The following is a 23013-nucleotide window of genomic DNA, read 5'->3' as shown; positions in this document are numbered from 1 at the left end:
AATTTGAAAATTCTATCTTCCTATGTTACTTCAATCAGATCATGAATTCCACAGCTTCCAATTCCCGTCTGGGAAAAAACAATAAACTTGTGCAAGACACCGTTCATATATTAAACTATTCTCATAACTATAACGTGATGGTTGGGAGGGATATAGATGGGGCTGAGACTTATCGCATCAGTGAACTAGCGGCGCTCGCCGGAGTAACGAAACGGACAGTTGATTATTATACGAATCTCGGTCTGCTTACGCCGGCCAGATCCTGTTCAAATTACCGTTACTACGACAAAAATGCACTCAAACGACTTATATTTATTGTAGATTGCAAGAAGCAGCGATTGGCCCTGTCCGATATTAAAGATCGACTGGAGAACCAGTTTCCCTCTTCAGCTAAACTTGATGATGAAATTGGAAATCTGGCATTAGAAATTGATCATATGAATCAAAACATCTCCGGAATCTTGCATCGGTTTGAACGGCTGAAGCCTGAGGATCGTGACAAGCTGAAAAGCAAACTCCCGCCTGAAAAGCTCGCCGTGTTCCAATCATTTATGCTGCTGTTAAGTTAAAACCATTTTATCTAACAGGAGGTGTTACCTTCATTCTCATTGCTAGAGTGAAGGTTCTAATTGGACATAGTGAATTTGATTTTAGTTGCTGTTTTAATCGCCCTGACGGCATTTTTCGTGGCATCTGAGTTTGCCATTATCAGAATCAGAGGCTCACGGATCGATCAGCTGATCGCGGAAGGAAATAAAGCAGCAATAGCCGTAAAAAAAGTGACCACGCATCTTGATGAATATTTATCTGCGTGTCAGCTCGGAATTACACTGACTTCCATCGGATTAGGGGTTTTAGGTGAATCAACGATTGAAAGGCTGCTTCACCCGCTTTTCGTAAAATTGAACGTTCCAGGTTCCCTTTCACATGTCATATCGTTTATTTTTGCGTATGCCATTATCACGTTCCTGCACGTTGTTGTCGGAGAACTTGCACCTAAGACAGTCGCTATCCAAAAGGCGGAATCAGTGTCTATGCTGTTTGCGAAACCGCTGATTTGGTTTTACCGCATTATGTTCCCGTTCATTTGGCTTTTGAACAATTCCGCACGGTTATTGACAAAAGCATTTGGCCTGGAGACCGTTTCAGAAAACGAACTGGCTCACTCTGAAGAAGAGCTGCGAATCATTTTGTCTGAAAGCTATAAAAGCGGTGAAATTAACCAGTCAGAGTTTAAATATGTGAATAAAATCTTTGAATTTGACGACAGGCTCGCGAAAGAAATTATGATTCCGCGGACCGAAATTGTCAGCCTTCCGCATGATATCAAGATTTCTGAAATGATGGACATCATTCAGATTGAAAAATATACCCGCTACCCTGTGGAAGAAGGCGATAAAGATAACATTATCGGGGTTATTAACATAAAAGAAGTGCTGACAGCCTGCATCAGCGGCGAGGTATCTGTTGATTCGACCATTTCTCAATTCGTCAATCCGATCATTCATGTCATTGAATCTGCGCCGATCCAAGACCTGCTTGTCAAAATGCAAAAAGAGAGGGTCCACATGGCCATCTTGTCTGATGAATACGGCGGCACTGCCGGGCTTGTAACGGTTGAAGACATCATCGAGGAAATTGTCGGTGAAATCCGCGATGAATTTGATATTGATGAAATTAGCGAAATCCGCAAAATCGGCGAAGGCCATTATATTCTTGACGGAAAAGTGCTAATTGACCAAGTAAACGACCTGCTCGACATTCATTTAGAGAACGAAGAAGTCGATACAATCGGCGGCTGGTTCCTTACTCAAAAATACGATGTTGAAAAAGATGATTCCATCATCGAAGAAGGCTGTGAATTCATCATTAATGAAATTGACGGCCACCACGTCGCATATATTGAAGTGAAAAAGCTTCAAGAAGAAGAACTTCTCGAGACTGCTAACCAGCAGGAAGCATAATAAGAAAAGCACCTTATACAAGGTGCTTTTCTTATTATCACAGTTTCAGGCTAACGCCTTATAGCTGATCAAGTTTATTCTCTAATTCTTTAATCCGCTGATTCAAAGCCTCTGTCATTGCTGCAAGTCTTTCCTTTGACGGCAGGTGGGCAAAGTCAGCCTGGTGAAGAGGCTCACCGATAATCAGCTTCATTTTTCCTTTTTTGAACAATTCTTTTCCGCTTGAAGGGCCCTGATATGCAGCAGGAACAAGCGGAGCTTTCCCCATTTGCGCAATTGTCACCGCACCTCTTTTCAAAGGCACGTCCTCAGAGGTTCTTGTTCCGCTTGGGAAGATACCGACAATCTCTCCTTCTTTCAGCAGCTTAATCGGTGTTTTAATACTGCTTGGCCCGGGATTTTCCCGATCTACCGGAAAGGCATGAATTTTCTTCAGAAACGAACCGATCCATTTATTTTGAAAAAGCTCTTTTTTCGCCATGTAGTGTATTTGATAAGGAAGAATCCCGACTCCGAGTGTAATCACATCAACCCAGCCGGAATGTGTACACGCGATGACAAAACCTGAATCGGCCGGAAGGTTTTCTTTGTTATACACCTTCACTCCTCCGCGAAGAGAAAGAATAACTTTTAAAGCATTTGCACAAAACTTATACATATCGCACTTCCTTTGTCGTAATCAATGATTCTTTCTGTCATCTATTATAACAATATTTTTTATTACCTGGTACTAATTTTTAAGATTTCTCCCGTTAAAACGCCAAAAAGCTGAGGATTCGCCCTCAGCTTTTGTTATATTTCCTCTCTGGTCGGCGGGGCCATAAACTCCGGTCCGACTGGGTCTGAAATTGTATTTTCCAATATGGTATTGATATCTTTCTGATCTTCACTATTCAGCGTCCAGCCTGTAATCTCAGATAGCGCCTCAAGCTGCTCAGGCTTTCTTGCCCCCCAAAGAGCGACATCCGCTCCCGGCTGGTCTAAGATCCATCTAACAGCCAAGTGAATCACTGATTTTCCATAACGTGTCTTCGCCAGCTTATCCAATTGATTGACAGCAGAAAGATACTCTTTACAGCGGGGCTTCTGGAATTTCGGATCGTGATTACGCAGATCATCTCCCTCAAATGTATGCTCTTCGGTCATTTTGCCTGTTAACAGCCCTCTGCATAAACTGCCGTATAATAATGTTGTTATCTTGTTATCTTTCGCATAAGGAAGGACACTCTCTTCCATCTCTCTTTCAAACAGATTATATGGAGGCTGAATCGTATGGAGAGGTGCGACGGCACGAAATGTATCCATTTGCTCAATTGAAAAATTGCTTACGCCAATCGCCCGGATTTTTCCCGCATCATATAATTCCTTCATGACTTCCGCTGTTTCTTCAATTGGCACAAGCGGATCGGGCCAATGCACCTGATAAAGATCAATATAGTCTGTTTGAAGCCGCTTCAAAGAATTCTCAACTTCCTCTACAATTCTCGCTCTGTTCGCATGGCGGAAGAGCTGGTTGTTCTTCCAGTCCAGAGCCGTTTTCGTTGCGAGAATCACCTCGTCTCTTTTGCCGTACTCTTTGATTGCCTTTCCGACGATTTCCTCGGACTGCCCGAAGCCGTAAGCCGGCGCGGTGTCAATCAGTGTAATCCCCTGATCAAGAGCGGCGCGGATTGTTTCAATCGATGTTTTTTCGTCAGTGCCTCCCCACATCGTTCCGCCAATGGCCCATGTGCCGAGGCCGATTCTGGAGGCTTCTATTCCTGTATCTGCTATACTGGTATATTCCATTGTGCCACTCCTTCACTTTTTTACTGTCTTTTCCCTGCTGACAAAATTGTTAAACATTTCTCCGCACTATCTTTTGCGGGCATTTTTGGGTACTATATAGGAATGGTGTTTGATTAGGTATAAAAAAGCCGTTTGCATGTAATGTGCAACTTTAAACCTTTCTTATGCGTGTATAACATAGAGGGGAGAAAAGGCAGTGACGATCGATGAAATTTACCAAATGTACATGAATGATGTTTACAGGTTCCTGCTCTCCATGACAAAAGACAAGCATCTTGCCGAAGACTTGCTGCAGGAAACCTTTATGCGGGCATACATACACATTCACTCCTATGATCACAGCAAAGTAAAGCCCTGGCTTTTTCAAGTGGCGCGTAACGCCTTCATTGATTACGTCAGAAAGCATAAGAAAGAAGTAACCATTTCTGATGACTTAATCGGAAGCCTCTTTCAAAATGCTGTTCAGAGCCCTGCCCATCAGGTAGAGATAAAGGAAGTGCTGACTGGTTATATGTCCGAGCTCCCCGATAATTATCGGGAGGCCTTAACGTTATATTATTTAAAAGAGTTAAATTACAAAGAAGCATCCCATATTATGAATATTTCAGAGGCGAATTTTAAAAGTGTTTTATTTCGTGCCAGACAGCGGCTGAAAGCACTTTATAATAGAGGTGTTAATGATGAATGAAGAATTTAAAAAGCGTTTTGATCAATATAAAAATGGGGAAATGAGCGACCAGGAAATGACCGCATTTGAGGAAGAACTTGAGAAGCTCGAAGTATATCAGGAACTGATTGAAAGCGAGCTAGAGGACGATAACGATTGGGATATCGGCATCAGTCCTGAAAAACAAAAAGCGATTTTAGCCTACGGCAAACGCAAGTCTTATTTGCGAATTTCTGTGCTTGCCGTCATTTCGACATTGATGATTTTGCCGCTTTGCACGCTGGGAAGCTACCTCTATTACGGAATGGGCGGGAAACACAGCACCGGCAATGAGTTTATGGAAACTGCCGCGGTCACTGTAGCCCTGACCATGCCGAATGTTCTTGTTGATACTTCCGGACTGAAAAGCCAAGTGAAGCTATTTGGAATGAATACGGAATTCCCGCTCCAAAAGCAGATTGGCACGAAGACGGCTGCCGTAGGGAATGAACGGGTTGAAATGTTTTATAACAAAGTAAAAGCGCCGGCTGTAAACTACTATGACTTAGAAGTGAATAAAACCGGCCATTACTTCACACACCCATCAAACACGTCTGAACAAACAACCGCAAAAGCAGAAAAAACGTTAAGCACATTGCCTGAAGGGACAGTATCAGAGGTCTATCTTTCATATGACCGCGCATATCCGACAAAAGACGTGTATAACAAATTCAAAGGCTATGATGTGAGCTTTTTGTGGAACGCAATCGAAACAGAGAAAAACACAAATAAGACAGCTTCAACAGAACCTCTTGGCTATCCTGGAAAGGATTCTAAGTTCTTGGCTGCCCTTAATACAAAAGGCAAGTCGAATGGCGATCAGTTTATCAACGCTCTGAAATTCATGTCCAAACACGAAAAATGGGCTCAGGTCATTTCAAAACGAAAAGACCTGAATGTAGATAACCGATTAGATTACGTAGAGAAAAACGGTGTCAATGTTTACGGTTCGGTCGTTACAGGACCAACCAAGGAAATCCAGCGCATGCTGAAAAACAAATCTGTAAAATCAGCGAATGTCGGCGAGGTGGAATTATGGAACTGGTAAGAATTTTTAAAGAACACAATGTATTCGGCTGGATCTCTGTCGGGACAGCGGTTCTGTCCCTGCTCTTGCTGAATTTGGCAATTATCAGCAATGTCACGTTTTATTCCTATCAAATGCTTCCGTTCGCCATGGCTGCCGTTCCGTTCGGCGTTGTTGAACTCTTCATCAAGAGAGGACGCACAGGCCCCGGCCTGCTCGGCGTCATCCTTAATCTCTTTGTGATTATTTGTGTGTATACCATTGTATCTGTAGATACAAATTTACAGTTTGGCTTTTAAAAAGACGCCTTTTCAGGCGTCTTTTTTCATTACACCGGTTTTCGGAACAAATAACTTTCTATAGCAAATCCCATTTTATCTGTATAAAATCGATGTGCGTCTTTACGCTGAAGGCCAGATGAAAGACTGACAAAACCAAGTCCGGCTTTTCTCGCCCAGTCTGCGGCATAATCCAAAAGCATTTTGCCGTATCCCTTTGATCGGCTAGGTGCCGTTGTAACTAGATCCGCAACCCACAAGTGCTCTCCTTTATGAATGGAAACCCTCGGCTGAGCGCCGCACAGCGCTCTGATCTCTGTATCTTTATATAAGGCAAACAGCATATACGATTCTTTCTGCACACAGGCTTCAAGCCTTTGTAGATATGTCTCGATATCTAGTTCTGTTCTCAATTCACCCATGACCGGATATGACTCAGCCCATTCTTCTTTCGTGGTTAATTGTTTGATATGAATCATCTTCTCAATCCCCTTTCCTTTCGTTACAATGATCATAGCTAATAAATGGCATTTGCCAAATAGCCAATATCAGAAAAAATGACCATGCCAGATAAAAAGGAGACACGAGATGGATATCACGCCGTTTCTTGATAAAAAGAGCAAAACACCGCTGTATGAGCAGCTCTATACCTTTTTCAAACAAGAGATTTCACATGCGCGAATCACAAAGGGAACAAAACTTCCCTCAAAACGCAGGCTCTCCAGCTTGCTCGATGTCAGTACGGCAACAATAGAACGAGCTTACGAGCAATTAACTGCCGAGGGCTATGTCAAAAGCAAGCCGAAAATCGGCTGGTTCGCGGCGGAAGTAGAACCAGACTTTCCGTCAGCTCCTGACCATTTTCAGCAGTCTGCACAGCCTGACCCACCTAAAAAGAACGCACCTGCTATTGACTTTCATCAAGGCAATGTTGATCCTGCCCTCTTTCCCTTTAACGCATGGAGAAAAAGCATAGTAAAAAGTCTGGATCGCTATTCCGATTCGTATCACACCTCTGGCGACCCTCAAGGAGAATACGAACTCAGGCACATGATTGCCCGGTTCGTCAGGCTGTCTCGGGGAGTAAATTGCGAGCCCAGCCAGATTATCATTGGCGCAGGAACCACCGTGCTCCTGCAAATTCTTTGCCTTATGCTAAAACCAGGTACAAAAATCGGCTTTGAAGAACCGGGCTTTCACCGTTCAAGAAGGATGTTTGAAGCAAATCGCATGAATGTCATTCCGATTTTTTCTGATGCAGAAGGCGTCCTGCCGGATGAGCTCTACCGCCGGAATCCTTATTTCATGTATACGACTCCTTCGCATCAGTTTCCGCTTGGGACCATCATGACGATAACCCGCAGACAGGAGCTCCTTACATGGGCAGCAGAATCAAATTCATTCATTATAGAGGATGATTATGACGGGGAATTTCGTTACAGCGGCCATCCCATTCCGTCTTTACAAGGTCTTGATCCGAATGGCAGAGTCATATATCTTGGCACTTTTTCAAAGTCACTTCTGCCTTCCTTGCGGCTTAGCTTCATGATTGTGCCCCCTGAACTCATGAAATCGATCAAAAACAACGCTCAGTTAATGAAGCAAACCGTCTCTGCCCACTCGCAATTCGCACTAGCAGACTTCATCGAAACCGGAGAATGGCAAAAACACATAAATAGAATGAGAGGCCTATACCGAAAAAAACACGCTGTCCTGTTAGAAGCCATCCGCGCTGAACTAGGAAACACCGTTGAGATTCTCGGTAAAAACTCGGGACTTCACATTCTGCTGCGCCTTTTGTTTCCAGCAAGTGAGGAAGAAGCAATAAAAGCAGCCGCAGACTACGGTGTAACCGTCTATCCCGTATCCCCCTCATATAGTGAACAGGCGCCTTTTGCTTCTGTCTTAATCGGCTATGGCGGATTGTCAGAAGAGGACATCAGGCTCGGCATCCAAAAACTGAAAACGGCATGGGTGCCGTTGATAACATCTTATTAAATAAAAAACAGGCTCCATTCCCGGAGCCTGTTTTTTTAAAATGATAAAATTCCGATTAAATTTAAGAAAACGATAATAATGGCAAGCGGCACGATAAAACGAAGCAAATAAAACCATGTGTAGAAGAATGCTTTACCTGCATTTGATCCATTTCTCATTTCTGCCATGAGCTCGCTCTTCGAAATTTTAAGCGGGATAAAAAGAGAAATTAACAGAGCGCCTGAAGGCATTAAAACATTGCTGACGGCAAAATCGGCAATATCAAAAAATGTTTTGCCAAACACGTGCACATCACTCAATACACCATAAGACAAGCAGCATGGAATTCCGACCAAAAAGATTAAAAGCCCGCTCGTCCATGACAGTTTTTTTCTCTTCTTTTCGTCCCCTTTTCCGATTGTGGCGACAATAATTTCAACCATCGAAAACGCTGAGGTTAAGGCCGCAAATAAAAATGCAACGAGAAAGCCGATAAAAAACAACGTGCCAAACGGCAACTGTTCAAAAACGGCCGGAAGCACTGTAAACAGCAGTGTCGGTCCTTCATTCGGCTGAAAACCGAATGAGAAAACCGCCGGAAAAATAGCCAAACCTGCCAAGAGTGTCACAATGATATTCATCAAGACAATGGAGGCTGCTGAACGAGGGATATTTTGTGTTTTCGGCAAATAGGAGCTGTAAGTCACCATCACCGAAACCCCAAGTGTTAATGTAAAGAAGGCCTGTCCCAGCGCGAATAATATGGATTCCGGAGTCAGATCGCTGAAATGTGGCACAAGCAGAAACTTTACGCCTTCCATTCCACCGTTAAGCGTAAGAGACCGGAGAACAAGCAGAATAAACAACAAAAACAAAACCGGCATCATCACCGCGCTGACCCGTTCAATCCCTTTTTGAACCCCTCTGGCGACAACGATGACAGTCAGTACCATAAAACAAAGCTGAGCCGCGAGCGTCTGCACCGGATTTTGGATAATAGAAGCAAAAAGAGCGCCATACTGTGCTTGGGAAAGCCCGGACAGTGAGCCTGACGCCGTTTTTACGATATACAGCAAAATCCATCCCCCGATTACACTGTAAAACGACAGCACTAAGAAACATGCTGCTACGCCGATCCACCCCGTAAGAAACCAAGCTGATCGCGGCGCTTCTTTTTTATATGCATCAATGGCATTCGTCTGGTTACGTCTTCCAAAAATAAATTCCCCCACCAAAAGCGGATAGCCTAAGAGGATGGTAAATAACACGAAGATAAGAAAAAAGGCTCCTCCTCCATTGGTCCCCGCTACGTAAGGGAATTTCCAAATCGCGCCCAAGCCGATAGCCGAGCCGGCCGCTGCCATGACGAAACCGATTTTCGAAGCCCATTGGACTGGTTTTTGCTCAGACAATAAACGTCACTTCCTTTCCAGCCTATATTATCTCTTATTTTTGTTTTCATTTCTATAGATTCATTTGCCAAGAACAGAAAAGAGAGCAGCCTATATGACCGCTCTCTTTATCAAGAGGTTATTTATTGATTTAATTTTGAATGCTTTCTTGAATACAGGAAATAGATTACCAAGCCGATTAACAGCCACACCAAGAAGCGGACAATCGTCACCCACCCCAGATTTAAAATCAAGAACAGGCAGAACAGAATCGCCAAGCCTGGGATTACGGGAACTCCCGGGCATTTAAAAGCTCTCGGAAGATCAGGCTGTTTCTTTCTCAAAACGATAACTGCCACAGAAATCAGGACAAATGCCGACAGCGTCCCGATGTTTACCAGCTTTGCAAGTTCGTCCAGCGGAACAAGTGAGCCGAGAAGCGCCGACATCGTTCCGAAAAACCAAGTGGCTACATAAGGTGTTTTGTGCTTTGGATGCACTTTAGAAAGTGAGCCCGGCACAAGCCCATCACGCGACATGGCAAACATGACGCGGGTCTGGCCGTAAAGCATTACGAGCATAACTGTTGTCATTCCCAACACGGCGCCAATATCAATGATGCCAGCCACCCAGTTTTGCCCTGCGCTTTGAAGAACAAGAGAAACCGGATGATCCACACCCGCAAATTGAGCAAACGGGATAACCCCAGTCATGATCGCTGATACGGTGACATATAAAATCGTGCAAACCAATAAAGAGAAAATAATGCCTTTAGGCAGATCCTTCGCAGGGTTTTTCGTCTCTTCCGCAGCAGAGGATACAGCGTCAAATCCGATAAAAGCAAAGAATACGAGCGCCGCTGCACTGAATACGCCGCCAAAGCCCATCGGCATAAACGGCTGCCAGTTATGCGGCTTTACGTAAACGGCTGCCACCGCGATAAACAGCAGAACAACCAGTATCTTCAGGATAACCATGATATTATTGACTCTTTTTGATTCTTTGATGCCTAAATAAAGCAAATATGTGATCGCCATTACAATGACGAATGCAGGAAGATTAAACAGGGTAAAGGTGTCTTTCACTGCGCCCGGTGCCGCTGTTAAAGCAACCGGAAGATGAATGCCGAGCCCTGATAAAAACGATTGGAAATAACCAGACCAGCCGACCGACACTGCACTTACCGCCAGCATGTATTCTAAAATTAAATCCCACCCGATAATAAAGGCCAAAAGCTCTCCCAATGTCGCATAAGTGAATGTATACACCGAACCTGAAACAGGCACACTTGACGCAAATTCCGCGTAAGACAGGGCAGCGAATAAACAAGCCAGCGCCGCCACAACAAATGAAATCGTCAGCCCGGGTCCTGCGGTGACTGCGCCAGTTCCCGTCAGAACAAAAATTCCTGTACCAATAATGGCGCCGATCCCAAGCAACGTTAAATCGAATGCCCCTAATTCTCTTTTTAAAGACTTTTCACCGCTCGTCGCAGCGATTAAATCCTGAATGCTTTTCTTCCTAAAAACGCTCCCTTTCATTCCCCTTCAACTCCTGATGATCTATTTTTATATATTTTATTTGAATTTTCTGAATTCATGAGCAACAATGGTCATTTTCCTGTTTTTCTACTATATTTGTACTGGTCGCGAATCATTCCTTTCTCCTATTCAATATTATATATAAAATTGCAAAAATGAAAACAAAATTGTTAGAAAAATCGACAAATTTTTTATTTTTAAATTTCTCGACACAAAAAAACCAGCTTTTTAGCTGGTTTTTCGTTGATTACGTTGAAATAAAACGGCCGCCATTCACATGAATGGTCTGCCCTGTCATATAGGAAGATTCGTCAGACGCCAGCAGAACATAGGCGCCCGCATGCTCAACTGGCTGTCCCGGTCTTCCCATTGGGGTATCCAAGCCATGCTGTTTCACTTTTTCCTCAGGGAATGTCGCCGGAATAAGCGGTGTCCAAATCGGGCCGGGCGCCACCGCATTCACTCTGATGCCTTTATCCGCAAGCGACATTGCCATGGACCGCGTAAAGGAGACAATCGCACCCTTTGTGCTGGAATAATCAATTAACGCCGTATCTCCTTCATAAGCGGTAATCGATGTCGTATTAATAATGGCACTCCCCTCTCGCAAGTGAGGCAAAGCTTTCTTCGTCATATGAAACATGGAAAAAATATTTGTGCGAAAGGTTTTTTCCAGCTGTTCTGTTGAAATATTTAGAATGCTGTCCTGCGGATGCTGTTCAGCGGAATTGTTCACTAAGATATCGAGTTTACCAAAATGGTCCACTGTTTGCTGCACAGCTTGTTCACAATAGTTCTCGTCCCCGACATCTCCCGGGATAAGCAGGCAGCGGACATTCTCCTTTTCGATCCGTTTACGTGTTTCCTCTGCGTCCGAATGCTCGTCTAAGTATAGAATGGAGATATCAGCCCCCTCTTTAGCAAAGGCAATAGCTGCTGCTCTCCCTATTCCGCTGTCGCCTCCAGTAATGATCGCGACTTTTCCTTTCAGTTTTCCGCTTCCTCGATAATCCTCGTCCTCTGACAGCGGCAGCGGATTCATTTTTGACTCAATGCCCGGCTGTCTGTCCTGATGCTGAGGTTCTTGTCCTTCTGTTTGTCTGTCCATTGGGTTCACATTCATCACTCCTAGACATGTGGTTGATACTGAACGTTACCACACGACAGAAATGAATAAACGCCAAAATATGTTATGAAAGTACTTCCTCGGGAATGGCACCGGTATATTTCGCTGACGGGCGGAAAATCATGTTGTTTTCTGCCTGTTCCAGCACATGGGCGCACCACCCTACCATTCGGCTTGCTGAAAAGGTCGGAGTAAACAATTCATCGTCAAAATCGATGGCCTTCATCACTGCAGCCGCGTAAAATTCAACATTTGTGTACAGCTTTCGTCCCGGTTTGTAGATTTCTAGCAAACGAATCGCTTCTGCTTCTACATGCAGCGCAAGATCAAGATCACGGTCATTGCCGGCCACCTCTTCTGCTTTCTGTCTCAAAGCTTCTGCCCGCGGGTCTTTTGTTTTGTACACCCTGTGGCCGAATCCCATCAACCGCTCTCCTTTTTCAAGTTTTTCTTTCAGATATGCTTCAGCATGTTCTTTTTCTCCAATGTCTTCAAGCATTTTTGTCACCGCAGAAGGAGCGCCTCCGTGAAGCGGGCCTTTCATCGTGCCTAGAGCAGCCGTGACTGCTGACACTAAATCACTTTCTGTAGATAATGTGACACGTGCCGAAAAAGTGGATGCGTTCATGCCGTGCTCCATGGCCAGAATCATATAGGTTTCAAGCGCTTTCTTTTTTGCCTCTGAAGGCTGTTCACCTGTGAGCATATAATAGTAGTTTTCAACATGTCCGTACTGAGAAGAAGGTGCAATTGCTTGTTCACCGCGCGTCCATCTTTTTCTGTAGGCAATGATGGAGGGCGTGATTGCAATCAGCCGGATTGCTTCTTCTGTTTTCGGATGGAATGTGTACGTATTTTCACCCAATGCTGACACAACCGTTCTCAGCACCGACATATCGTCCATGTTGTTTGGCAATGACTGAACCAAGCGCTCAATGTGTTCCGGAAGATGCCGTTCCGCAGCCAGCTTATCTTTAAATACCTGCAATTCTTCAGCTGAAGGCAGTTGTCCAAATAAAATCAAATAAGCCGCTTCTTCAAAGCTATGCTTCAGCGCGATGTCTTTTGCATGATGGCCTCTGTAAATCAGACGCCCTTTTTCACCATCAATATGGCTGATGGATGTTTCCACACATGTAATTCCCTTTAATCCGTAATGTACCATTTGTATTCCCCCTATCCTTTTCTGTTATTATAGTAAATATAATATTTAAAAAATAATGAATATTTTAAAGGAAATTAATTAAAAATATTAATCAGAGGGAGAATAGAAATGGATTTTAAATGGCTTCATACCTTTGTGACCGCTGCGAAATATGAAAACTTCCGAAAAACAGCGGAAACGCTTTTCTTATCTCAGCCCACTGTGACTGTGCATATCAAGCAATTAGAAAAAGAAATCAGCTGTAAGCTGTTTGAGCGAAAAGGCAGACAGATCCAGCTGACTGATGAAGGCAGGGCTTATTTGCCGTATGCGCTCAGGCTGCTTGATGATTATGAAAACAGCATGGCAGAGCTTCACAGAGTGAGACAAGGCTACTCTCAAACCTTACAGCTCGCGGTTTCTCCGCTTATAGCAGATACTGTGCTTCCTTCTGTCATGAAGCGGTACACAGCAATGAACACGGAAACAGAAATGGCGGTGACGATTTTCGAATCAGCGGAAATCGCGTCACTGATAAAAGCCGGGGAAGCTGATATCGGACTGAGCTGTTTAAAAGTACAGTCTTCCTCTTTAAGCTGCCACTGCCTATATAAAGACCCTGTCGTCCTTGTTGCTCCGCCCGATAAGCATTTCATAGAAGACAACGAAATTGATGCCAAAGAGGTGCTCGAACAATACCTGCTTTTGACCCACAATCATCCTGATTACTGGGACGACTTGCTCCGTCAAGTCAGAGTGACATTTCCATTTGTAAGGACAATGAAGGTCACACAAACACATATAACGAAACGGTTTATCAAGGAAGGACTCGGGGTTTCATTTCTGCCTTTATCTACAGTAAAGCGTGAATTAGCAGAAAAACAGATGATCAGAATCCCTTATCAGTCTGTACAGCTGCCCTATGCCGGCGCTTATGCAATCGCCCTTTATGAAAATAAGAAAGAAAAAAAATTCTTGGATTTTTTATCACATTTTCATTTTTAGGAGCAACCAAAATGGATGTGCTCCGTCTAATGAAAAAAACCCGTTCCAATGAACGGGTTTTCTCTAAAATTAGAATCTTTTCGCACCGAGGTAACGAGGCTTCCAGTAGCTGTTGTCCAGGCTGCTGATTTGTACGCCGTCAGATCCTGCATGAATGAAACTGTTGTTTCCAATGTAAATCCCCATGTGAGAAGGGCCGGATTTATATGTTGTGAAGAAGACGAAGTCACCAACAGACGGGCTGGCAATGCTTTTCATAGAACTCCAGTATCCCGCAGTGCTTGTTCTGCCCACACTTGTTTGTTTATTCAGTACATACCAAATGAATCCGCTGCAGTCAAAGCCGGAAGTTGTCGTTCCGCCCCATTTATATGGCGTTCCGACTAACGCTTTCGCATCAGAAACCAGCTTGCTCACATTAAGTGATGTAGTAGATGATGCTTTGCTGCTTGAAGATGATGAAGAAGAAGGTTTGGAGCTGCTTGTGCTTGTTCCTTTCACCTTCAATACTTGGTTGACATAGATTACATCTGATTTTAAGCCGTTTAAGCTTTTTAATTTGCTAACCGTAGTGCCGTATTGTTTTGCGATTTTAGACAGACTGTCCCCGCGCTTCACTTTATAAGTGGAAGTTGAAGACGTTGATACGCTCGATGAGCTGGAGCTGCTTGAACTAGATGAGCCTTTCAGTTTAAGGACTTGTCCAACACGAAGCAAGTCTGATTTTAAGCCATTCAGTTTTTTCAGTTCATTGACTGTCATGCCGTATTTTTTTGAAATTTTCCACAGGCTGTCTCCGCTCTTTACTTTGTATGTAGAAGAAGAGGAAGAAGAACTGCTGCTTTTTGAACTTGTAGATTTGCCGTTAATCGATAAAGTCTGTCCCACATAAATAATGTCTGAACGAAGGTGGTTCTCTGATTTAATTTTACTGATCGTTGTGTCGTATTTTCTTGAAAGATCCCATAACGTGTCGCCTTTTTTCACCTTAATGCTTTGTGCAGACGCCGCTCCTGCAAATAATGTCGATCCTAAAACAACTGCTGTCGTAGCTGTAATGATTTGCTTTTTCATATTTTCCTCCCCAAATGTTAACTCTCTATATATGTATCTCTTTTTTTAAATTAATCTTATTGGTTTCTATTATAAGGATAGATTCCCATCAGAAATAGTCTTGACTTCATGTGACAAATTTCTTAATTATTCGTTCTAAAAAAAAGTTTTTAAGGGTATTAAATATTTCATTTTCGTTGCAAAGGTGACAAAAAACGAGTGCTTTTGTCATGTTTTATGGGATGTTTTTCAACATAAAGGAAATAAATGAAAAACTTTCGGGGTCAGCTCGTATACAAGTAGAATGAGCGATAAAGAATATTCGAGGAGAGCTGCGGTTATCCGCAGTTTTTTTATTTAAACAAACATATCATGCAAAGACAGAGAGGTAAAGATTTTTCTGAAAATGAATGCTTTACATCAAATATGGAAAGATAACGAAAAGCGTTTTTTCATTTCCTTACAAGGCTTTACTTGTTGTTTACTTGATCAACATCCATATTTAACAATATTTCCCTGACGTAATAAATGGAACATATTAAAGGAGGCCTGCAAAAAATGAATTTGTTTCAAAATATGAAATCAAAACTTCTGTCAATCGCCGCTGTTTTTGTCCTTACAGCTGGAATCTTTGCCGGAGCCGAACTCCAGCAAACAGAAAAGGCCAGCGCCAAAAAACAAGACAAAGCTGAGATCAGAAATGTCATTGTGATGATAGGCGACGGCATGGGGACGCCTTACATAAACGCCTACCGTTCCATGAAAAATAACGGTGAAACACCGAATAACCCGAAGTTGACTGAATTTGACCGGAATTTGACAGGCATGATGATGACGCATCCGGATGACCCTGATTATAATATTACAGATTCAGCAGCTGCCGGAACAGCATTAGCGACAGGAGTTAAGACATATAACAATGCAATTGGCGTCGATAAAAACGGGAAAAAAGTGAAATCTGTGCTTGAAGAGGCCAAACAGCAAGGCAAGTCAACAGGGCTTGTTGCAACGTCTGAAATTAACCACGCCACCCCTGCCGCATACGGGGCCCACAATGAATCTCGGAAAAACATGGACCAAATCGCCAATAGCTATATGGATGACAAAATAAAAGGCAAACATAAAATAGACGTGCTGCTTGGCGGCGGAAAATCTTATTTTAACCGCAAGGACAGAAACTTGACTAAGGAATTCAAACAAGCCGGCTACAGCTATGTGACAACTAAACAAGCACTGAAGAAAAATAAGGATCAGCAGGTGCTCGGACTTTTCGCGGATGGAGGGCTTGCTAAAGCGCTTGATCGCGACAGCAAAACACCGTCTCTCAAAGAAATGACGGTTTCAGCAATTGAACGCTTGAACCAAAATAAAAAAGGATTTTTCTTAATGGTCGAGGGGAGCCAGATTGACTGGGCAGCCCATGACAATGATACAGTAGGAGCCATGAGCGAGGTTAAAGACTTTGAACAGGCCTATAAAGCCGCGATTGAATTTGCGAAAAAAGACAAACATACACTTGTGATTGCAGCTGCAGACCATACAACCGGCGGCTTTACCATTGGCGCAAACGGCGAAAAGAATTGGCACGCAGAGCCGATTCTCTCCGCAAAGAAAACGCCTGAATTTATGGCCAAAAAAATCAGTGAAGGCAAGCCGGTTAAAGATGTGCTCACCCGCTATACCAATCTGACATTCACATCTGAAGAAATCAAAAGCGTTGAAGCAGCTTCACAGGCTGACAAAAGCAAAGGGGCCTACAAAGCCATCATCAAGATTTTTAATACTCGCTCTAACAGCGGATGGACGAGTACCGATCACACCGGCGAACAAGTGCCGGTATACGCGTACGGTCCCGGAAAAGAAAAATTCCGCGGATTGATTAACAATACCGATCAGGCAAATATCATATTTAAGATTTTAAAAACTGGAAAATAAAAAGGATGCAGAACGCTGCATCCTTTTTTTATAAATACCTGCGATGAACACCTTTTCCATCGTACGAAAACATGACTTCCTTATCCTCAAGCACAGACTCAATGTGCACGCTTCTTCCCCAAAGCTGGAATAAATAAGGGAGCACTTTCTCCAAATATTTCAAATCCAGCTCTATGCCCTCATACCAATGCTTAATATAGAGTTCGTTATTTTTCATATAATCGCCGTCGCTTACCGTCAAATATGGAAAACCGCCATTTACCCGCATGCTTACGAGCTGGTCGCGCACCGACTTCCACTCTTTATCAATGATCTTATAATCTCTGCCCTGTTTTTGAAACAAATAAAGATCTTCGCGCATGACTAAGTCTTTAGTTAAATAATTGCGGATGAAAGAGATATCGGATTCAATCTCCCTGACCTCAAACATTTTCTCCCGACCGGAGTCAGGCTGCACACCCATTTTCTTCATTTCCTCCGTCGGGTTGTTGTACCGCTCCTCAATGTCTTCAAATATTTTCAGCCCTAAATAATAAGGGTTAATGCCTGTTTTGGACGGCTGAACGACACCTGCATTCAGCTTGGCGAACTCGATCGCTTCATCAGAGGTTAAATCAAGCTCACGTATAATTCGCTGGTGCCAATAGGAAGCCCAGCCCTCATTCATAATCTTGGTTTCCAGCTGAGGCCAGAAATAAAGCATTTCCTCTCTCATCATTGTTAATATATCACGCTGCCATGGCTCCAGCTCCCGGGAATGCTCCTCGATAAAAAGCAGGATATCTTTTTCGGGTCTTGGCGGGAACGGTTTTTTCGATTTTTTCACTTGTTTTTTCGGTTTCTTTTCATCCAAAGACCATAGATCATCGTAAGGCGTGGCTGCCTCTTCAATCTCCTCTTCCTCATCATCCACACTCCATTGGAGCTTTGGGCGGACCAACGACGGATCGATATGCTCCTGAATCGCAAGGATCGCATCTAAAAATGACTCTACTTCTTTAATCCCGTGAACCTGTTCATAGTGTTTTATCCGTTCAGCCGTTGCCGCCATGCTTTCCACCATATCGCGCTTCGTGTTTTGGAAACGGCAGTTGTTTTTGAAGAAATCGCAATGGGCAAGAACGTGAGCGACAATCAATTTATTTTGGATCAGTGAGTTGCTGTCCAGCAAAAAAGCGTAGCATGGATCTGAGTTAATGACCAGCTCATAAATCTTGCTTAATCCCAGATCATAATGCAGCTTCATTTTGTGAAACTGCTTGCCAAAGCTCCAGTGGCTGAATCTTGTCGGCATTCCGTACGCGCCAAATGTATAAATAATTTCAGCCGGGCAGATTTCATATCTCATCGGGTAGAAATCAAGGCCGAATCCTTTTGCAATTTCGGTAATTTCCTCAATTGCCCGCTGTAATTCTTTCTTCTCCTCCGCGTTCAACCGAATCCCCCCTACTTGGACTTATCTATAATGTATGAGCCCGCCAGACAAAAGATGATAGCCTCACTCTGGCGAGAAAAAAATTCCCCGGCACATTCAGCTGTTTGTTTATTGGATCAGTGGGTAAACACACACCATACTACGAAAAAAAGGAGCGATACCAATTGAATGTAGCAGACGTGCTTTCTTCTTATCTCAGTAAGCTGCCAAACGTAATTATTGCTTTACTTGTCTTATTAATCGGATGGGCTATCGCTAAAATCATTGAAAAAGCGGTATACAAAGGACTCAGCAAAACAAAAATCGATGACAAGCTCTTTGCTGGGAAAAAGCCTTCACGCTATTCCTCGGAAAAAGTCATAAGCAAAGTCGTTTATTTTATCGCATTGATCATCGTCTTTATTTTATTCTTTAACATTTTGCACCTGACAACAGTGGCATCACCATTTGTCAGTATGCTGTCGGCGATTGCAGCCGCGATCCCAAGCGTGCTGAAAGCCGGACTCATTCTGCTGTTAGGATGGGCTGCAGCCTCTGTTTTGAGCTTCCTTGTCAAAAAAATCGGGATGAAGCTGAACACGAGTGACAAACTGCGCAAGTGGAATTTGGTGTCTGAAGGAAAAGATATTCATCAGGCTGTCAATACCGCTTCACAAATTGTCTTTTATCTCGTGCTGCTTGTTTTCCTGCCAGGGGTCTTATCTTCTTTGAAAATCAGTGGCATTTCAGGTCCTTTTACAAATATGATGGACAGCGTGCTCGCTTTTCTGCCGAAGTTATTTGCAGCGGCGCTTATCGTATTAATCGGCTGGCTTATTGCCCGCCTTGTACGTGATATCATTACAAATTTCCTTGCAAGCATCGGCACGGAAAGATTCGCGGCACGTATGGGTTTATCCATTTACTTAAAAGATACAAGCCTTTCTGCAGTCATCGGAACAATCGCTTATGTGTTGATTATCATTCCGGTGGTCATTTCTGCGTTGGATCAGCTGGATGTCGCCGGCATTTCAAAACCGGCTGTCTCTATGCTGAATACGATTTTAAACATGCTTCCGAACATCATAATTGCCATCGTGCTTATTTTAGCTGGTATGTGGGCAGGAAAATGGGTGAAATCCATGGTGTCCGGACTGCTCCATCGCGCAGGCTTTGATTCTGTCTTAGAAAAAATAGGCATGGAAGCCGGAACGCCTGCAAAGCTGTCCTTGTCTCAAGTTGTCGGTTTGATTGCGCAAATCATTGTCATTCTGCTGTTTACAGCCGAGGCGCTTCAAATTGTTCGGCTGCACTTCCTCGTAGAAATTGCGACAGGCATCATCGCGTATCTGCCGAATGTCCTTGTCGCTGTATTCATTCTCGGAATCGGCCTTTACGCCGGGGAATTGGTGCGCAAAGTGCTCGCAAGCATGATTAAAGGCCAGGAATTCAAATCTTTAGCGGCCATCGCTAAATACACCATTATCGCACTTGCTTTCTTTATGGCCCTGGATCAGCTTGGTGTCGCTGCGACAATCGTCAATTCCGCGTTCATCATCGTTCTTAGCGGCTTTGCACTCGCTTTTGGTTTATCCTTCGGCCTTGGCGGAAAGGATTTTGCGTCACGTTATCTGTCTACATTTGAACGCAAAATGCAAAACACCGAAATTGAAAAAAAACGCCAACACCAAAATCCGCCAAATGACATGTAAGCAAAAACCATGCACCCAGCTGGGTGCATGGTTTTTTAATTCCTTTTTTTTCATTTTTCAATCGATTATGATAAGATATAGAAAATGTCTTATTCTGAGGTCTTATTATGAAGTTAACCAATTATACAGATTATTCATTAAGAGTGTTGATTTTTCTGGCTGCAGAGCGTCCCGGAGAACTTTCAAATATAAAACAGATTGCCGAAACGTATGCTATTTCAAAAAATCATCTTATGAAAGTCATATACAGGCTCGGCCAGCTCGGCTACGTAGAAACGATACGCGGACGGGGCGGCGGCATACGATTAGGCATGGACCCTGAAGACATCAACATCGGTGAGGTTGTCAGAAAAACAGAGGACGATTTTAATATTGTTGAATGTTTTGATGCGAACAAGAATCTCTGCGTTATTTCCCCGGTATGCGGCTTAAAACATGTGCTTAATGAAGCGCTTTTGGCCTATCTTGCGGTTTTAGACAAATATACACTGCGCGACCTCGTCAAAAACAAGGAAGATATCATGAAGCTTTTAAAAATGAAGGAATAGATCCATGATTCCTTCTTTTTTTATGCCCTTTTTCCCCCCTTTTTGTTAAGATAATATGGCTATTTTTTAAAAAAGGCAAAACGATGAGACAAATGTGCCGATATAAAAAAGAAACAGCAAATTCAAAATCATTGGGGGAAAAAGGAGAGCTAAGATGAAAAAGAAATTAGCAGCAGGGCTGACAGCATCTGCGATTGTCGGCACAACTTTAGCAGTGACACCAGCTGAAGCAGCAACGATTAAGGTCAAAAGCGGAGATTCTTTATGGAAACTGGCCCAAACCTATAACACAAGTGTGGCGGCCCTCACATCCGCCAATCATCTTTCGACTACTGTTCTGTCGATCGGCCAGACGCTTACCATTCCAGGCAGCAATTCCAGCACTTCTTCATCTACTTCAAGCTCAACAACCAAGAAGAGCGGAAGTTCTGTTTACACTGTGAAAAGCGGTGATTCACTTTGGCTGATCGCAAATGAGTATAAAATGACGGTGCAGGAACTAAAGAAATTAAACGGACTAAGCAGCGATTTGATTCGTGCGGGGCAGAAATTAAAGGTGTCCGGCACAGTTTCTTCAAGCTCTAGTTCCAGTTCAAAAAGCAGTTCTAATAAGAGCTCAAGTTCTTCATCTTCTACAGGAACATATAAGGTGCAGCTTGGAGATTCGCTTTGGAAAATTGCAAACAAAGTCAATATGTCCATCGCTGAATTGAAGGTCTTGAACAACTTAAAATCAGACACCATTTACGTGAATCAGGTGTTGAAAACAAAATCAAGCGGCTCTGATACGTCTTCCAAAGACACTTCATCCAAATCGAACCAAACTTCGGCAACAACGAAATATACTGTAAAAAGCGGTGATTCACTTTGGAAAATCGCAAACAACTATAACCTGACTGTACAGCAAATCCGAAATGTCAACAATCTGAAATCAGATGTGCTTTACGTTGGACAAGTACTGAAGCTGACGGGTAAAGCATCTTCAGGCTCTTCATCGTCGTCTTCTTCGTCAAATGCAAGCTCAGGCGCGACGACTACATACACGGTGAAAAGCGGTGATTCCTTGTGGGTCATTGCTCAGAAATTTAATGTAACAGCTCAGCAGATCCGGGAGAAAAACAATTTAAAAACTGATGTCTTGCAGGTTGGCCAAAAGCTGGTCATTACCGGAAAAGCATCATCATCATCGTCTTCATCCGGTTCTTCAAACACCACCAGCTCAACGAGCGCGAAGATTAACACAATGATTGCCGCCGCTAAAGAGCAGCTTGGGGTCCCGTATCGATGGGGAGGCACGACACCGTCCGGGTTTGACTGCAGCGGATTCATTTACTATGTATTGAACAAAGTCACATCCGTATCTAGATTAACGGCAGCTGGATATTGGAACACAATGAAGCCCGTCAGCCAGCCTGCTGTCGGAGATTTCGTTTTCTTTACAACGTATAAAGCCGGCCCTTCCCACGTTGGAATTTACCTAGGAAACGGGGAATTCATAAATGCCAACGATTCCGGAGTTGTCATTTCCAATATGAACAACTCTTACTGGAAACAGCGTTATCTCGGTGCAAAACGATATTTCTAAAAACAGAAACTGTGCGGCCTTAACGGCTGTACAGTTTTTTATTAGAGCCTAAAGACGTTGATGCTGATCATATGATTTGTCACCGGATGAAAATAGACTTCGGCCCGAACAGAAAAAGTGTCATCTTTCTGTCTGACTGTCACCCGAAAGACATCTTTCGTCTGCTGATCATTCACCTCGGTCCGCCCCATATAAGCATAATCAGAAAATGAAGCACCCTTATATTCATCCTGAATTTTGCTCCAGGCAAGCTGTTCCCACTTTTGAACGGACTCGTTTGTGTCCGTTGAATGACCTTTTGCAGCGATTGACACGATGATCAATCCGCAAAAAAGAAGCGCGATGGTATACGGCAGAGATTTCATATTTTCAGTCTCCTGTACCAAGAATATGTTCTCTCATAGGTTTACCAAAAGCGATTGCTTCATTCAGGCATTTTGATTTTATGTCTCCCTCATATTGCTACTCCTTTACTGCCGCAGACGCCAAGTTTTGCCCCGTCAATTACAGAGAATGCGGCATAAACTAATCATGAACTTCTCACACAAGAAAGGAGAAGCGATTCATGGATTATGCCGATTACGATAAAGCGCTATATTACACCCATCGTTCCCAATGGGATAATTTATTAATTTTAATGGTGCGTACAGAGGATGATTTGTTGTCAAAACGAATTGAGCATTTTCTGCATGCCTATCATTTTGAACAGGATTACGCCGTTCTTGAAAAGATGCTGTATTCTCTTCTCCGTTATATTGATCATGCCACAGAGCTGACTTATGAAGATCAATTAGCCCTGCTCACATAAACAAATCCCGG

General features: G+C 43.4%; 22 protein-coding genes. 12 read left to right on the top strand and 10 right to left on the bottom strand.

Features of this window, described 5'->3' with window-relative positions; all coding sequences use genetic code 11:
- The first annotated feature begins 137 nt into the window (after positions 1–137).
- Both cueR and BLL41_RS00435 read left to right on the top strand, forming a co-directional pair.
- Positions 138–569 (top strand): Cu(I)-responsive transcriptional regulator, encoded by a 432-nt coding sequence (gene cueR / locus BLL41_RS00440; protein ID WP_071576911.1) that lies wholly within the window; start codon positions 138–140, stop codon positions 567–569.
- Positions 570–629: 60 nt separating this feature from the next.
- Positions 630–1964, top strand: coding sequence for a hemolysin family protein (locus BLL41_RS00435; protein ID WP_071576387.1), 1335 nt, complete (start codon positions 630–632; stop codon positions 1962–1964).
- 58 nt (positions 1965–2022) lie between these two features.
- Here BLL41_RS00435 and BLL41_RS00430 read toward each other — a convergent pair whose 3' ends face one another.
- Together BLL41_RS00430 and akrN are read right to left on the bottom strand one after the other, a co-directional pair.
- A complete protein-coding gene (locus BLL41_RS00430; protein ID WP_003233335.1) occupies positions 2023–2622 on the bottom strand; it encodes a 1-acylglycerol-3-phosphate O-acyltransferase in 600 nt (199 codons plus the stop codon).
- 134 nt (positions 2623–2756) lie between these two features.
- Complete coding sequence (gene akrN / locus BLL41_RS00425; RefSeq protein ID WP_071576386.1) at positions 2757–3752, bottom strand: aldo/keto reductase AkrN; 996 nt, start codon at positions 3750–3752, stop codon at positions 2757–2759.
- A 196-nt stretch (positions 3753–3948) separates the two neighbouring features.
- Between akrN and sigM the strand changes: the two genes are divergently transcribed.
- Genes sigM through BLL41_RS00410 form a run of 3 tightly spaced genes read left to right on the top strand, consistent with a single transcriptional unit; the run spans position 3949 to position 5784 of the window.
- Positions 3949–4440: an RNA polymerase sigma factor SigM gene (sigM, locus tag BLL41_RS00420; RefSeq protein ID WP_003224177.1), complete on the top strand. Its 492-nt coding sequence runs from the start codon at positions 3949–3951 to the stop codon at positions 4438–4440.
- Positions 4430–5506 (top strand): anti-sigma factor, encoded by a 1077-nt coding sequence (locus tag BLL41_RS00415; protein ID WP_083427885.1) that lies wholly within the window; start codon positions 4430–4432, stop codon positions 5504–5506. The genes sigM and BLL41_RS00415 overlap by 11 nt, the downstream gene beginning before the upstream one ends.
- Entirely contained in the window at positions 5494–5784 is a 291-nt protein-coding gene (locus BLL41_RS00410; protein WP_003233341.1) for an anti-sigma-M factor, read from the top strand. The genes BLL41_RS00415 and BLL41_RS00410 overlap by 13 nt, the downstream gene beginning before the upstream one ends.
- A 29-nt stretch (positions 5785–5813) precedes the next feature.
- Here the strand turns inward: BLL41_RS00410 and BLL41_RS00405 are convergent, their stop codons facing one another.
- Positions 5814–6242: a GNAT family N-acetyltransferase gene (locus BLL41_RS00405; RefSeq protein WP_071576384.1), complete on the bottom strand. Its 429-nt coding sequence runs from the start codon at positions 6240–6242 to the stop codon at positions 5814–5816.
- A 109-nt stretch (positions 6243–6351) separates the two neighbouring features.
- Between BLL41_RS00405 and pdxR the strand changes: the two genes are divergently transcribed.
- Positions 6352–7761 (top strand): MocR-like pyridoxine biosynthesis transcription factor PdxR, encoded by a 1410-nt coding sequence (gene pdxR / locus BLL41_RS00400; RefSeq protein WP_071576383.1) that lies wholly within the window; start codon positions 6352–6354, stop codon positions 7759–7761.
- A 35-nt stretch (positions 7762–7796) separates the two neighbouring features.
- Here the strand turns inward: pdxR and BLL41_RS00395 are convergent, their stop codons facing one another.
- From BLL41_RS00395 to citA, 4 genes are all read right to left on the bottom strand, one after another.
- On the bottom strand, positions 7797–9152 hold the full coding sequence (locus BLL41_RS00395; protein WP_071576382.1) for a sodium-dependent transporter: 1356 nt from the start codon (positions 9150–9152) through the stop codon (positions 7797–7799).
- Positions 9153–9274: 122 nt separating this feature from the next.
- On the bottom strand, positions 9275–10672 hold the full coding sequence (gene bcaP, locus BLL41_RS00390) for a branched-chain amino acid transporter BcaP (RefSeq protein WP_071576381.1): 1398 nt from the start codon (positions 10670–10672) through the stop codon (positions 9275–9277).
- 247 nt (positions 10673–10919) lie between these two features.
- Positions 10920–11789, bottom strand: a complete 870-nt coding sequence (locus BLL41_RS00385; protein WP_071576380.1) for an SDR family oxidoreductase — start codon at positions 11787–11789, stop codon at positions 10920–10922.
- A 73-nt stretch (positions 11790–11862) separates the two neighbouring features.
- Complete coding sequence (gene citA / locus BLL41_RS00380; RefSeq protein WP_071576379.1) at positions 11863–12963, bottom strand: citrate synthase CitA; 1101 nt, start codon at positions 12961–12963, stop codon at positions 11863–11865.
- 108 nt (positions 12964–13071) lie between these two features.
- Between citA and citR the strand changes: the two genes are divergently transcribed.
- Positions 13072–13947: a transcriptional regulator CitR gene (gene citR, locus BLL41_RS00375; protein ID WP_071576378.1), complete on the top strand. Its 876-nt coding sequence runs from the start codon at positions 13072–13074 to the stop codon at positions 13945–13947.
- 69 nt (positions 13948–14016) lie between these two features.
- On the opposite strand, the gene lytE is transcribed toward citR, so the two are convergent.
- Positions 14017–15021, bottom strand: coding sequence for a peptidoglycan endopeptidase LytE (lytE, locus tag BLL41_RS00370; protein WP_071576377.1), 1005 nt, complete (start codon positions 15019–15021; stop codon positions 14017–14019).
- Between the two features lie 528 nt (positions 15022–15549).
- Between lytE and phoA the strand changes: the two genes are divergently transcribed.
- Positions 15550–16935 carry an alkaline phosphatase PhoA gene (gene phoA, locus BLL41_RS00365; protein WP_083427921.1) on the top strand — a complete coding sequence of 462 codons (1386 nt, stop codon included), beginning with the start codon at positions 15550–15552 and terminating at the stop codon, positions 16933–16935.
- 28 nt (positions 16936–16963) lie between these two features.
- On the opposite strand, the gene spoVR is transcribed toward phoA, so the two are convergent.
- Complete coding sequence (spoVR, locus tag BLL41_RS00360; RefSeq protein ID WP_071576375.1) at positions 16964–18370, bottom strand: stage V sporulation protein SpoVR; 1407 nt, start codon at positions 18368–18370, stop codon at positions 16964–16966.
- Positions 18371–18534: 164 nt separating this feature from the next.
- Between spoVR and BLL41_RS00355 the strand changes: the two genes are divergently transcribed.
- The 3 genes from BLL41_RS00355 to lytF all read left to right on the top strand — a co-directional run bounded on the left by BLL41_RS00355 (position 18535) and on the right by lytF (position 22194).
- Positions 18535–20061: a mechanosensitive ion channel gene (locus BLL41_RS00355; RefSeq protein ID WP_071576374.1), complete on the top strand. Its 1527-nt coding sequence runs from the start codon at positions 18535–18537 to the stop codon at positions 20059–20061.
- Between the two features lie 107 nt (positions 20062–20168).
- Positions 20169–20609: a nitric oxide-sensing transcriptional repressor NsrR gene (gene nsrR / locus BLL41_RS00350; protein WP_071576373.1), complete on the top strand. Its 441-nt coding sequence runs from the start codon at positions 20169–20171 to the stop codon at positions 20607–20609.
- A 154-nt stretch (positions 20610–20763) separates the two neighbouring features.
- Positions 20764–22194: a peptidoglycan endopeptidase LytF gene (gene lytF, locus BLL41_RS00345; RefSeq protein WP_071576372.1), complete on the top strand. Its 1431-nt coding sequence runs from the start codon at positions 20764–20766 to the stop codon at positions 22192–22194.
- Positions 22195–22235: 41 nt separating this feature from the next.
- Here the strand turns inward: lytF and BLL41_RS00340 are convergent, their stop codons facing one another.
- Positions 22236–22559: a YqzG/YhdC family protein gene (locus BLL41_RS00340; RefSeq protein WP_071576371.1), complete on the bottom strand. Its 324-nt coding sequence runs from the start codon at positions 22557–22559 to the stop codon at positions 22236–22238.
- A 200-nt stretch (positions 22560–22759) separates the two neighbouring features.
- Here BLL41_RS00340 and BLL41_RS00335 point away from each other — a divergent pair, with 200 nt between their 5' ends.
- Positions 22760–23002 carry a YhdB family protein gene (locus BLL41_RS00335; protein WP_003224139.1) on the top strand — a complete coding sequence of 81 codons (243 nt, stop codon included), beginning with the start codon at positions 22760–22762 and terminating at the stop codon, positions 23000–23002.
- Positions 23003–23013 lie beyond the last annotated feature (11 nt).

This window comes from Bacillus sp. FMQ74, assembly GCF_001875785.1.
Classification (GTDB): Bacteria; Bacillota; Bacilli; order Bacillales; family Bacillaceae; genus Bacillus; species Bacillus stercoris.
The sequence above is the reverse complement of the archived record's forward strand: the minus strand, read 5'-3'. Positions and strand labels throughout refer to the sequence as shown.

What these genes read in the sequence shown, in the direction of transcription:
- cueR (WP_071576911.1), top strand. Translation starts at nt 138, where the DNA reads ATGGTTGGGAGGGATATAGATGGGGCTGAGACTTATCGCATCAGTGAA.
- BLL41_RS00430 (WP_003233335.1), bottom strand. Translation starts at nt 2,622, where the DNA reads ATGTATAAGTTTTGTGCAAATGCTTTAAAAGTTATTCTTTCTCTTCGC.
- akrN (WP_071576386.1), bottom strand. Translation starts at nt 3,752, where the DNA reads ATGGAATATACCAGTATAGCAGATACAGGAATAGAAGCCTCCAGAATC.
- BLL41_RS00415 (WP_083427885.1), top strand. Translation starts at nt 4,430, where the DNA reads ATGATGAATGAAGAATTTAAAAAGCGTTTTGATCAATATAAAAATGGG.
- BLL41_RS00410 (WP_003233341.1), top strand. Translation starts at nt 5,494, where the DNA reads ATGGAACTGGTAAGAATTTTTAAAGAACACAATGTATTCGGCTGGATC.
- BLL41_RS00405 (WP_071576384.1), bottom strand. Translation starts at nt 6,242, where the DNA reads ATGATTCATATCAAACAATTAACCACGAAAGAAGAATGGGCTGAGTCA.
- pdxR (WP_071576383.1), top strand. Translation starts at nt 6,352, where the DNA reads ATGGATATCACGCCGTTTCTTGATAAAAAGAGCAAAACACCGCTGTAT.
- bcaP (WP_071576381.1), bottom strand. Translation starts at nt 10,672, where the DNA reads ATGAAAGGGAGCGTTTTTAGGAAGAAAAGCATTCAGGATTTAATCGCT.
- citA (WP_071576379.1), bottom strand. Translation starts at nt 12,963, where the DNA reads ATGGTACATTACGGATTAAAGGGAATTACATGTGTGGAAACATCCATC.
- citR (WP_071576378.1), top strand. Translation starts at nt 13,072, where the DNA reads ATGGATTTTAAATGGCTTCATACCTTTGTGACCGCTGCGAAATATGAA.
- lytE (WP_071576377.1), bottom strand. Translation starts at nt 15,021, where the DNA reads ATGAAAAAGCAAATCATTACAGCTACGACAGCAGTTGTTTTAGGATCG.
- nsrR (WP_071576373.1), top strand. Translation starts at nt 20,169, where the DNA reads ATGAAGTTAACCAATTATACAGATTATTCATTAAGAGTGTTGATTTTT.
- lytF (WP_071576372.1), top strand. Translation starts at nt 20,764, where the DNA reads ATGAAAAAGAAATTAGCAGCAGGGCTGACAGCATCTGCGATTGTCGGC.
- BLL41_RS00340 (WP_071576371.1), bottom strand. Translation starts at nt 22,559, where the DNA reads ATGAAATCTCTGCCGTATACCATCGCGCTTCTTTTTTGCGGATTGATC.
- BLL41_RS00335 (WP_003224139.1), top strand. Translation starts at nt 22,760, where the DNA reads ATGGATTATGCCGATTACGATAAAGCGCTATATTACACCCATCGTTCC.